This window comes from Acetobacter sp. DsW_54 (assembly GCF_002153575.1).
GTDB lineage: Bacteria > Pseudomonadota > Alphaproteobacteria > Acetobacterales > Acetobacteraceae > Acetobacter > Acetobacter fabarum.
Genome location: NZ_JOPD01000001.1, coordinates 118,700 through 130,005, shown reverse-complemented (window position 1 = coordinate 130,005; position 11,306 = coordinate 118,700). Strand labels below are relative to the sequence as shown.

General features: G+C 53.8%; 9 protein-coding genes. 5 read left to right on the top strand and 4 right to left on the bottom strand.

Annotation, left to right across the window (positions count from 1 at the left end; genetic code table 11):
- The first annotated feature begins 55 nt into the window (after nt 1-55).
- Nucleotides 56-859, top strand: coding sequence for a sulfite exporter TauE/SafE family protein (locus HK20_RS00550; protein ID WP_233129017.1), 804 nt, complete (start codon nt 56-58; stop codon nt 857-859).
- Between the two features lie 7 nt (nt 860-866).
- Here the strand turns inward: HK20_RS00550 and HK20_RS00545 are convergent, their stop codons facing one another.
- On the bottom strand, nt 867-1,838 hold the full coding sequence (locus HK20_RS00545; RefSeq protein WP_086645152.1) for a GlxA family transcriptional regulator: 972 nt from the start codon (nt 1,836-1,838) through the stop codon (nt 867-869).
- 18 nt (nt 1,839-1,856) lie between these two features.
- On the bottom strand, nt 1,857-3,368 hold the full coding sequence (locus tag HK20_RS00540; RefSeq protein ID WP_086645151.1) for an acetyl-CoA hydrolase/transferase family protein: 1,512 nt from the start codon (nt 3,366-3,368) through the stop codon (nt 1,857-1,859).
- Nucleotides 3,369-3,666: 298 nt separating this feature from the next.
- Between HK20_RS00540 and HK20_RS00535 the strand changes: the two genes are divergently transcribed.
- Nucleotides 3,667-4,566 (top strand): dihydrodipicolinate synthase family protein, encoded by a 900-nt coding sequence (locus HK20_RS00535; RefSeq protein WP_086645150.1) that lies wholly within the window; start codon nt 3,667-3,669, stop codon nt 4,564-4,566.
- Between the two features lie 53 nt (nt 4,567-4,619).
- Here HK20_RS00535 and HK20_RS00530 read toward each other — a convergent pair whose 3' ends face one another.
- Complete coding sequence (locus HK20_RS00530; RefSeq protein ID WP_086645149.1) at nt 4,620-5,870, bottom strand: MFS transporter; 1,251 nt, start codon at nt 5,868-5,870, stop codon at nt 4,620-4,622.
- Between the two features lie 27 nt (nt 5,871-5,897).
- On the bottom strand, nt 5,898-6,731 hold the full coding sequence (locus tag HK20_RS00525) for a helix-turn-helix domain-containing protein (RefSeq protein ID WP_086645148.1): 834 nt from the start codon (nt 6,729-6,731) through the stop codon (nt 5,898-5,900).
- Nucleotides 6,732-6,877: 146 nt separating this feature from the next.
- Here HK20_RS00525 and HK20_RS00520 point away from each other — a divergent pair, with 146 nt between their 5' ends.
- From HK20_RS00520 to HK20_RS00510, 3 genes are all read left to right on the top strand, one after another.
- Complete coding sequence (locus HK20_RS00520; protein WP_086645167.1) at nt 6,878-7,786, top strand: fatty acid desaturase; 909 nt, start codon at nt 6,878-6,880, stop codon at nt 7,784-7,786.
- Nucleotides 7,783-8,592 carry a phosphate/phosphite/phosphonate ABC transporter substrate-binding protein gene (locus tag HK20_RS00515; protein ID WP_086645147.1) on the top strand — a complete coding sequence of 270 codons (810 nt, stop codon included), beginning with the start codon at nt 7,783-7,785 and terminating at the stop codon, nt 8,590-8,592. Before HK20_RS00520 ends, HK20_RS00515 begins: the two co-directional genes overlap by 4 nt.
- Before the next feature lie 148 nt (nt 8,593-8,740).
- Nucleotides 8,741-11,101: a TonB-dependent receptor gene (locus tag HK20_RS00510; RefSeq protein ID WP_086645146.1), complete on the top strand. Its 2,361-nt coding sequence runs from the start codon at nt 8,741-8,743 to the stop codon at nt 11,099-11,101.
- Nucleotides 11,102-11,306: the final 205 nt, after the last annotated feature.

Here is an 11,306-nt window from a genome sequence, read left to right as displayed (position 1 = left end):
AATCCACATCGCAGCAAGCGTCATCTTCTACCTCAAAGAATGAGTCCTGAGCCTAATGCCCCTACTGGGGCTGGCGTTGCCGGGCAACCAGGTGCCCGCAACCCTGTCGATCGGCACAGCCGCCAGTTCCGCAGCCCGCATTCTCTCCTTCAGGCATGCAATCCGGTGGGACATTGTCCGCCATTTTGCCCCCACGGCATTACCGTTTGCAGGCCTTGGCGTCTGGGCTTTGAGTTGTATGAACCCGGCCTACCTCTCCCTCCTTCTGGGCCTGTTCCTTATGGGGAACCTGCCGCTGCTTTTTCGTAAACCTGCTTCCAGCTGCACTGTTGCGACGGTTCCTGTTGCAAAGCTGCATATGCTGGGGGCCGCGGCTGGGTTCATATCCGGTTTTACGGGAGCCGTTGGTCTGGTTTTTAACGGGTTCTATTATCGGCTGGGTTTACGGAAAGAAGAAATTATCGCAACCCGTGCAGCCAACGAAATTTTGCTGCATCTGCTCAAAATCATTCTTTACGCTATATTTGGCCTGCTCAGCGTCCAAGCAACCGTTGCAGGGCTTGCCGTAGCAATGGCCGCAATCCTGTCTTCCATGGGCATGAAATACCTTCTGCCTTACCTGCATGACCACCTGTTCCACAACATTGGTCATGCTGCCATGGTGGTAGCCGGTATCATGATGGTGATCATCGCCGGTGAGCAGATTGCACAACAGGAAAACATTACTGTTCATTTCGCCCATGCAGATGAAGAAGTCGCAGCATCCCTGTCATGGCAAGAGCATACTTTTGCACTGGAATGGGAGAATGGAGGCGAGCTGGAACTGAGCCATGATACCCAAAAGGCCAATCGGCTCTAACACATGATCAGACTTCTCGCAGTCGCCCAAAGCGCTTCCTGTATTCAGCCGGTGTTACACCAAGATGCCGCTGGAAGACCCGCCGCAAAACCCTGACAGACCCAAAGCCTGCTTCAGCAGCCACCACCTTGGGCGGTTTACGCCCTTCTTCAAGCAGGTTGCGGGCAATCGTCAGGCGTGTCTGCTCAACCCATCTGGCGGGCGATAACCCTGTTTCCTGCGCAAAAAGCCGCGTAAGCTGCCTGCGTTCCAGCGCAATCATCCCTGCCATGGCTTCTACACTGTATTCAGCGTCCGGCTGCTGCAAAATCTGCCGTTGAAGAGACTGCAAGGCAGACCGCCCGGCTGGGGACAGTTCCCTTTGCCGGCTGTACTGCAGTTGCCCTCCGGGTCGTTTGTAAAAAAGCACGAGTTGCCGAGCGACATCACGGGCAATTCGCTCCCCCATATCCTCCCGCACCAGCGCAAGCGCCAAATCCAGGCCGGAGGATACACCTGCCGCGGTTCTAAGAGCCCCTTCTTCGCGCACAATTGCATCTGCATCCACCGTTACGGCGGGGAATCTGTGGCGAACACGGTCCACATCAGCCCAGTGCGTGGCAATGGTCTGTCCATCCAGAAGGCCGGTTTCTGCCAACGGAAAAACACCCCCACAGATTGATCCAAACCGGCGGGCTTTGGGGGCTTGCTGCCGCAGCCATCTGGTAAGGACCGGGTTGTAACTTCTGGTCGCTGCATCGGGGGCTCCGGCTACGAGCAGGGTATCCACACATTGGCTGCCAATATCCCCCAGCAGCAGGTCAGCCCGCAGATTGAAACCACACGAACTTCGGATATCTTTTTGGGCTGCCACAAGGACAGACCGATAAAGTGGCCTGCCGTAAAAGGTATTGGCTTCGGCAAAAACATCGGCAGGTCCGGCAATATCCATAAGCTGGACACCATCACTCACCACAAAGACAATCAGAAGTTCGGTCATCAGGTTTCCGGATTTTTCTCAGCCCAGCATGCTTCCAGTTTCCATATAACGCTGATGCCAGGCAAGGGCTGCGGGAAGATGATGCGGAATATGCTGCCCAAAGCCATACCGCTTGGCCTGCTCGAAATAATCCTGCAAATGTGGCCTGAAATCGGGATGTGCACACTTGTCAATAATCGCCCGTGCCCGTTCCACCGGGGCAAGGCCACGCAGATCTGCCAACCCCTGTTCGGAAACAATAATCTGCACATCCTGCAAAATATGATCGGTATGCGGCACCATTGGCACAAAGGCGGATATTTTTCCTCCTTTGGCGGTAGAAGGTGACACAAACATGGACAGAAACGCATTCCGTGCAAAATCGCCAGAGCCACCTATTCCATTTTGGATCCGTGACCCCATGACACAGGTGGAGTTCACGTTGCCATAAATGTCCGCCTCGATCATGCCGTTCATGGCAATAATTCCAAGGCGCCGGATGAGTTCGGGACTGTTGCTGACTTCCTGCTGCCGAAGCACAATTTTCTGGCGGAAAAATGCAGCTTGATGGTTGATACGCTGCGCTGCTTCCGGGCTAAGGGAAAAAGAGGAGGCCGAAGCAACAGTCATGCGCCCGCTTTCCAGCATGGATAGCATACCATCTTGAATAACCTCACTAAAACCAGTCAGGTTTTCAAAATGGCTTTCATTCAAACCTTCCAGAACGGCATTGGCAATATTACCAACCCCACTTTGCAACGGCAACAGTGAGGGGGGAAGCCGCCCCTGTTTTACCTCATGTGCAAAAAACTCCATAACATGCCCGGCAATCTGCCGTGCAGTTGTATCCGGTTCTGCAAATGGTGCGTTACGGTCAGGCTCATCCGTAACAACAACCGCCACAAGCCGGTTAAGGTCAATGGCAAGTGTGCCGTTCCCTATACGGTCACCGGGGTGTAGCAGGGGTATAATCTGCCCGTTTGGTGGCATTTGCACACCACCCCAGATATCGTGAATGCCTGCAAGTTCAGGATTCTGCCAGGTATTGACCTCGACAATAATTTTATCTGCAATTTGCACCCATGTCGGGCTGTTGCCGACAGAAGAGCTAAGGATCACTTGCCCATCTGGCGTAACGGCAACCGCTTCGATAATCGCGACATCCGGCTTACCAAACTGCCCTTGCCGCGCCTTCTGGGCCACCTGACCAAGATGTGTGTCCAGGTAAAGCGTGCTGCCTTCGTTAATCCGGGCCCGCATGGCGGTATCCCCATTATAGGGGCTGCGAAACGCCACCGCATTAGCTCTGGCCAGCGCTCCATCCAGCTGCGGCCCGGTTGAAGCCCCGGTTAGCAACCGCACCGTAAACGGCTCCCCGGCCGCATGGGCTGCCTCAATCCGTTGGGCAAGGGCCTCGGGTACGGCCTTGGGGTATCCGGCACCGGTAAAGCCACTGGTGGCAATAACATCCTTATTCCGGATCAGGGCTGCAGCTTCTTGTGCCGTCATGATGCGATCAAGAAATGTCTGGTGAGCAATACGGTCTTTCATGGCCAGATTTCATCCAAGTGTTCCTGGGGTCACTTATGATGAAAGCTGAACAGCCAACACAGCAATGAGAATGATGGTCCGCAAAAAGGTATCATGGACCATATTGGGACATGTCTCTCCACATGACTGTGAGCCACCAAGCACCGGCTACGGGCAGGCCTGTCTGTTAAGATGTTGCCCAGCGCGTTAAAAACTTTCTCATCTGCACATGATATTGGTAGATCATGAGCAGCCCACAACATCAAACGTGATCTGAAGTCAATTGGCGTCAATGTTCCGTCGGGGAATGAGGTCTGATATGTCGATTTTTTACGGTCTTTCAGCTTTTCCCATAACACCCACCAACTCACATGGTGTGGTCGATACAGAAGGTGTAATGCACCTGACGGGCTACCTGTCAGCCAATGGTGTAGATTCCATTGGCCTGTTAGGCAGCACCGGAACTTATGCCTATCTGAGCCGGACAGAACGATGCAGGGCCGTTCGGGCAGCGGTCAAAGCCATTGGGGGTAAAACCCCTCTGATCGTAGGGGTTGGTACCCTGCGCACTGATGATGCGCAGAACCTCGCACGCGATGCGGCCGCCGAAGGCGCAGATGGGCTGTTAATGGCCCCTGTATCCTATACCCCCCTCACGCAGGAAGAGGCCTATCAGCACTATGCCGCGGTCGCGGCAGCCACGCCTTTACCCCTGTGTATTTATAACAACCCCGGCACGACACACTTCAGCTTTGGTCGTAATCTACTGGAACGGCTGGCAGATATACCCAACATTGCCGCTATAAAAATGCCAGCCCCAGCAGCAGGCACGGTCGCACAGGAACTGGCAGAACTACGGAACAGCCCGGCTGGAAAACTCAGTATTGGCTATAGTGGAGACTGGATTGCAGCCGAAGCCCTGCTGGCTGGATGCGACGGGTGGTTTAGTGTTTTAGGGGGCTTTCTGCCCCAACTGGCCAAAGCCTTGGTCAGAGCTGCGCGTGCAGGTGATGTGGCTTCTGTAAACCATCACCAGAAAACCCTGCTGCCTCTGTGGCAGCTCTTCAAGGAATTCGGGAGCTTGCGCGTGGCTTATGCTGCAACCCGTTTTTTGGGGCTTGCCAATGCCCAGCCCCCTTTACCTATTCTGCCACTCAGCCCCCAGAACCAGCAAAGGGTGATTGAGGCATTACAGGCCTGCATGGATGATTGTCCCTGAAAACACCCCTGCATGCCATACGCAGCCGCACATGAAGCATAGCGCGTCTGGCGCTAGGATTTTAGTGCACGGCCAGAAAAACCTTTATGATACATAACAACACTTACCAGACCTATGCCACAGGCCAGTATAAACGCAGGACCGAATGATCCATAACGGGTTGCCAGAATACCCGTCAGCAAAGGAGCCAGAACACCCCCCAGTGAAGCACCGGTATTTTGTATGGCTTCAAGCGTTGCAACGCGGTTTTCCGTAACAATCAATGTACCCAGTGTCCATCCGCAACTCACAGCCACACCACTGGCAAACAGTGTAAACGTCAACAGGACTATGGCCGGGATCGACCCCGGTTGCAAAGCGAGTGTCCCGGTCAGGATTGCACAGGCAAGCATGGACAACACCACAGTACGCCTGCATGCCACTAAAGGAGCAACTCCACGCTGGCTGATCATGTCCATCAGCCGCCCTCCCATAAAACAGCCCAAAAAGCTGAAAATCTGAGGGAATGCTGATAATAATCCTGCCTGAATGACTGAAAGATTTTCCGTTTTTTCCAGCCAGGCCGGCAACCAGGTGACATAAAGCGAGCTAAGATAGACCACACCGGTATAACCTGCCGTAGCAGCCCATGTGTTACGTTGCCTGAGCAGGTATCCCAGATCATCCCTTAACGCAGAACGAAGTGCTGCCGTTGCAGAATGAGCAGGTGTAGGAGCAGACACCTCGCCCGAGGCCGGGTCGCGATAATAAACAATCCAGATAACCGCAAGCAGAAGATTGATCACGCCCACCAGGACCGACATATCCCGCCAGCCCCACCAGGCCATGATGGCCAGCAAAAAAGGAGGAGCCAGTGCAGGCCCCAAGGAGGCAGAACCATTAAACAGCCCGATCGCACTACCCCGCTCTTCCGCCGAAAACCAGTGAACCAGAACACGCGTGCCCGCCAGAAACAAAGGAGCCTCCCCCACACCCAGCAAGGCACGGGTCCAGAAAATATTGGTCGAACTATCCACCAGCCCAAACAATATTTCGGAAAACGAGCATAAAACCAGAGACGCCCCGAGGAACACCCGCCCCCCCAGACGGTCAGCCAGTAGCCCTATTGGAATTTGGCTGATCATGTAGGTCCATGCCAGAGCGGACAACAGCCAGCCCATGGTCTCATAGGACAAATGCAGGTCTGCCATAATCGCAGTATTGCCGATGGAAAGGGTTGCACGGTCAATATAATTGATGCACCCCGCCCCTACGAGCAGAAGAAGAGTCATACGCTGGCGCGTGCGGTGCCTTGAATCCTGCATAAGAAATAAAATACCTTTAAAAACCTATTATTTTTCCAGAGATTTAGACGCCTGCTTGAGCCAGCGCGAGACATCATGAGGCTGTGTTTCAGACTGGCGGATAAGCTGATCAAAATGGCGCTGCATCTGCTGAATGGTCGCCTGATCATTGAAGATGATATATTGGCTACCAGCATAGATTGCAGCCCGCTGTGTTCCAAAAATTGTATAGGGCACGGTATGATGTGCTCGCCCGTCAAACAGAAAAATACGCAAGGATGGGTATAACGTTTCTACCCGTTCCACCATATATTCCATCTGGGCCCGCCGGACTGAAATCGGCAGCCCATCCCATGGGAACACACCATCTATCAGGCTCGTGATGGTCTGGGTCGAGAGGCAGATTTCCATATCTGTTCCCGGCGGTCGGTTATAATTGAGATTGCTGACAATGGCCTCAATCTCTGCGGGGTCATCATATTCCGGACCCAGTTCCCATGCCACAACTTCTGACATACGCAGAATATCCGGTAAACGATAGGGCACGTAACGGATTTTCATACCCTCTGCTTCCGTGTGCCAGCGGGTTAGCAAAGGAATGTTATAATAATCCGGATTATCTGCAACTTCTGTCGTGCGGGTAGCACTTGTATTTGCGGTGTCTGTTACACCCAGCAGCCAGTCCACGGACACATTATAGCGCTCGGCAATACGCACCAATGTATCCGCCCGGGGCAGACGTACGGCATCCTCGGCAAGCAACTGGCTTAATGCTGAACGATCAATCCCGATCTCCGCAGCGAACAGGGAGCGACTTTTTGATTTTGCAATCAAGGACAAGACGCGCTGCTGAAAGATGCGGGAAATGACACGTTTGCTCATGCTTATTTTCCACGATTAATTTCGTATTATATGTGACAAAAGTCAACATATTTTACAACACACTCATTGAAAAGGGTATTTGTACGTTTAAAACCGAGTTTATGGAAAACGTACGGAATAAAACCACAAAAAATAGTGCTTTTATCATGCAGGCCATTGCAGAATGGCCAACATGGCTTGCCCTGCTGGGTTGCTACACAAGCTGGGTGCTGCTTGGATACCTTTTTTATCCTGCTCATCCGCTGCTGGCCTTGGTCTGCATGGCTGTAACAGTTGCATTCCACTCCTCACTCCAGCACGAAGCCATTCATGGCCACCCCACACCATCTACCCTGTGCAACGAAGTGCTGGTTGGCCTGCCCCTTGGTCTGGCTTACCCCTACCGCCGCTACCGTACGAGCCATTTGCAGCACCATCACGATGATGCATTAACCGACCCGCACCAGGACCCGGAAAGCTATTACTGGGACCGCGCGAGTTGGGTACATCTCGGGTTTTTTTGGCGCTTTCTACTCACACTCAACAACACCGTTCTGGGCCGCCTGCTGCTCGGGCCACTGGTGGGGAGTATCCGTTTTTTCTGGCAGGATCTAGCGCTCATCCGGGCCGGAAACCGCACAGTCCGGCGGGCGTGGGTTATCCATGCCCTGTCCATCCTGCTTGTTGCTGCCATTGTTACATACGTTTTTCACATACCATTCTGGCTTTATGCAATCGGCCCGGCCTATGCGGGTAATGCCTTGATCGCCCTGCGTTCGTACTGCGAACATCGGTGGCACGAAGCCCCGGACGGACGGACGATTATTGTTGAAAAATCTTTCCTGTCCTTCCTGTTTCTTTATAACAATCTGCATGTTGTCCACCATGCCCTGCCGGGTGAACCCTGGTTCCGCATGCCCAGCCTGTACAAGCAGAACCGGGAGCAATGGCAGATCCAGAATCGTGGATACGTCTATCGCGGTTACCACAAAATTATCTGGCAGTATCTGCTGCGCTCCAAAGAGCCATTGCTGCACCCGGCATATAGCCCACAGCCTGCAAGAGAGCAGTCATGACCTTTGTTGCTTCCATGCCAATGTATGACCCACCAGAGGAACGGGAGACAGTGGATCTGAGCTGGCAACGCGTGCGAGATGCGCTGCGCCTACGTGGTATTGCTGCCCCGGAGCGACTGGTGCGCCGTAATGCTGACCTGCCCGCCGTACCCGGTGGAATAAGGGATGTCGCAGGCAACATCATTGCCCCAGACCCTGCAACATTACCGCCAGAAGAGCTGGACCTACACACGCTCTGGCGCCACCCCGACTTGCTGTTTGGTGAAACATGCTGGGGGCCGCTGGACCAGGGATTGCGACCATTTGTGCATGTCATCGCACAAAACAGCTATTCTGGCGTACCGGGAGGAGAAGGTATTCTGTACCGCAGTGCGCTGATTACCCGCAGTGAGGCACAACGCCCTGCCCCCGTACCATCAGACACTCCGGTTATGCCTGATCTGGCAGGCAAGCACTTTGCCTTTAACACGCTGGACTCCCGCTCGGGCTACTTATCTGTGGAGCGTGACCTGCACGCGCAGGGTGCGTCCATGCAGACCTTTTCGCACACTACACCAACTGGCAGCCATTTGGCCTCCCTGCGCATGGTAGCCGCCAACGAAGCCGATATTGCTGCAATTGATTGCAAAAGCTGGGCCATGGCGCAGCGGCACCACCCGAGCCTGAGCGCAAAACTGCACGTGGCTGGCTGGACAGCCCCTTCCACCGGCCTGCCGTTCATCTGCTCGGTGCATCTGCCGGAAGCTATCAGGCGCAATGTGGCAGATGTCGCCCGGGCGATCTTCCTGCCTCCAGCGCGATGTTGACCCCGCAGCCTCGCGCGCAGAACACCCCCAGTCCGCACGATCATGTTCGCACGCATCTGCATGGCAGAACAAAGCATGATCAGGACACAATATTTATCAATATCGGATTCATCGGCAATCCACTTTCGTCTTTAAAGAGAGCAAACCCATGATGACACGACAGAGGCTTGCCCGCTCCACCATTCTGGGCGGTATGATCATGATACCCACCCTGACATCGGCCATTGCTGCCAAATCGGTTCGGGCGGCTGAAGTATCTGGTGAGACCAGAACCACCCCGGCTGCCGCACCCGCAGGGCATGTGAACAAGACCGCCAAAACCGTTGATGGTGCGCACGAGGACATTGCCGTTTTTGGGCGTGGTTCCACCCGCCAGATGACCAGCATCACCCGAAGCATGATGCAGCAGAGCGTGCCGGGCACATCCCCGCTAAAAGTGCTCAACCAGTTACCGGGGGTGATGTACCAGTCCGCAGACCCATTTGGTGGCTATGAATACTCCAGCCAGATTTTTATGCGGGGGTTTGGCCAGTCGCAGCTGGGCTTTACGCTGGATGACATTCCACTGGGGGACCAGCAGTTCAACAATTACAATGGGTTGGGAGTGACACGCTCCATCATTTCCGACAACATTGGTGGCGTGGACGTATCACAAGGTGCCGGGGCAATTGATGTTGCCTCTACCAGTAATCTGGGGGGGGCCATCCAGATTCATTCCATCGACCCATCGCATACACGGGGCGGCACTGTCAGCCAGACATTTGGAAGCAATGCGGCCAAGCGCACCTTTGTACGCCTTGAAAGCGGGGACCTGAATGCAGCCGGCACGCGCTTTTATGTATCCTACGCACGCACGGATATGAACCTGTGGAAAGGCGGTGGCTACAACTACTCGGATCAGGTCAACGCCAAGCTTGTCCAGCCCCTTGCCAATGGATCCTCCCTAAAAGCCTTTTTCGACTGGAGCTCAACGCAACAGTTCGATTATCAGGACATGACCATGGGTTACCTGCATAGCATTGGCCCCAAACTGTCCAATTATTACCCAAACTATGCCGCCGCCTATAATGCAGCTCGTGGTATTTTTTCCCCCTCGATTGCTGCCACGTATGACCCGGCCGATGCCTCCTATTACGCAGGCACAGCCAACCGGGTGGATTATCTGGGTGGGCTGACACTGGACGAAAACCTAACCGACCGGCTGAACTGGAAAACAACGCTGTATGGCCATGCAGACAACGGCTACAGCACATGGACCTCACCCTATATGCCCTCCCCCAACGGGGCCCCCCTGTCGCAACGCCTCCAGACACCACAGATCGCACGCGGCGGGTTTGAAACCGCATTCACCTACAAGATTGCCCGCCATACCCTCAATGCCGGTGTATGGTACGAATATGGTACGTTTAACGAAGGGCGTTACTTCAGTCAGGCACCATTACTGGGGCAGGGCACATTGGGTAATCCGACCAGCGGCTTTCCATCCAGCCAGATTTTTGCTCACCCGTGGCAGGAATCTTTTTCCTCCAACACCTTTGTCTTTCATCTACAGGACACCTACCGGGTTACAGACACGCTTACGGTCAATGCTGGCTTCAAATCCATGATTCTCAACGCTGGCAACAATGTTCCTACGCAAGACCCTTCCCTCCCCCAGGCGGCACAGGGGCGGCTGGAGGCATCCAATGCGTTCTTGCCACAGGTATCGGCCAACTGGCGTTTTCTGCCACACAACGAGCTATTTTTTGATGTCTCGCACAACATGCGCGGCTTTCCCGAAGATGGCTACCAGACCAATATGGTAGCCACACCATGGGCAGCGCAGCAAAACGTGTTCCAGAGCACAAAAAATGCCTTAAAACCCGAAACTGACTGGGTGTACGAAGGCGGATACCGTTACACGACCCCCTTGGTCAGTGCTCTGGCATCGCTCTACCGGATCAATTTTTCCAACCGTCTGCAAATGACATATGGCGGACAGAACATAAGCCCTACTCCAGTGGTCCAGAACGTTGGCAGCGTAACAGCCAATGGGGCTGAAGCCAGCATTACCGTCAGGCCGTTAAAAGGCCTTTCGATCTATAACTCATTTTCTTACAACCATTCCTCTTACGACCAGAACGTTGCCAGCGGTGGTGTTCTGTACCAGACCCAAGGCAAACAGATCCCGAACTATCCACAGTTCATGTACAAGGGCAGTATCAGCTACCATATTGGCAAACTCTCCGCCCATGTGGACGGAACTTACCTGTCCAGCCGTCAGCTAACATATACCAATGACCTACATGTTCCTGGGTATTTTCTGGCCAACTTTGGCACCCGCTACGATTTTGGGCCTGTCGGCCCCTTAAAGGGGCTATCCGCCAGCTTTAACATCTACAATCTGGCCAATAAAACCTACATTGCCACCACCAATGAGGCCGGAAACAACTTCATTAACAACAGTTTCAATTATTTCCTCATGGGCGCACCCAGACAGTTTTTTGGAACGATTAGCGCAAACTTCTGAGATTTGTGTATCCACGACCCAGAACCCATTAAGGCGCTGGGAGCAGACACAATAAGGGCTTCACATATTGATCTCTCATACTGTGAAGCCCTTTAGTTTTGCAGCCATGCCAGCCGAAAGGCGTTTTCTGCCAGCCTCACCCCAAATGGGCGGAACATGAAAACGCCTTTACCCATACGATCAGGGCACAGATTTTGCCTTGCAT

What these genes read in the sequence shown, in the direction of transcription:
- HK20_RS00530 (WP_086645149.1), bottom strand. Translation starts at nt 5,870, where the DNA reads ATGCAGGATTCAAGGCACCGCACGCGCCAGCGTATGACTCTTCTTCTG.
- HK20_RS00515 (WP_086645147.1), top strand. Translation starts at nt 7,783, where the DNA reads ATGACCTTTGTTGCTTCCATGCCAATGTATGACCCACCAGAGGAACGG.
- HK20_RS00510 (WP_086645146.1), top strand. Translation starts at nt 8,741, where the DNA reads ATGATGACACGACAGAGGCTTGCCCGCTCCACCATTCTGGGCGGTATG.
- HK20_RS00545 (WP_086645152.1), bottom strand. Translation starts at nt 1,838, where the DNA reads ATGACCGAACTTCTGATTGTCTTTGTGGTGAGTGATGGTGTCCAGCTT.
- HK20_RS00525 (WP_086645148.1), bottom strand. Translation starts at nt 6,731, where the DNA reads ATGAGCAAACGTGTCATTTCCCGCATCTTTCAGCAGCGCGTCTTGTCC.
- HK20_RS00540 (WP_086645151.1), bottom strand. Translation starts at nt 3,368, where the DNA reads ATGAAAGACCGTATTGCTCACCAGACATTTCTTGATCGCATCATGACG.
- HK20_RS00520 (WP_086645167.1), top strand. Translation starts at nt 6,878, where the DNA reads ATGCAGGCCATTGCAGAATGGCCAACATGGCTTGCCCTGCTGGGTTGC.
- HK20_RS00550 (WP_233129017.1), top strand. Translation starts at nt 56, where the DNA reads ATGCCCCTACTGGGGCTGGCGTTGCCGGGCAACCAGGTGCCCGCAACC.
- HK20_RS00535 (WP_086645150.1), top strand. Translation starts at nt 3,667, where the DNA reads ATGTCGATTTTTTACGGTCTTTCAGCTTTTCCCATAACACCCACCAAC.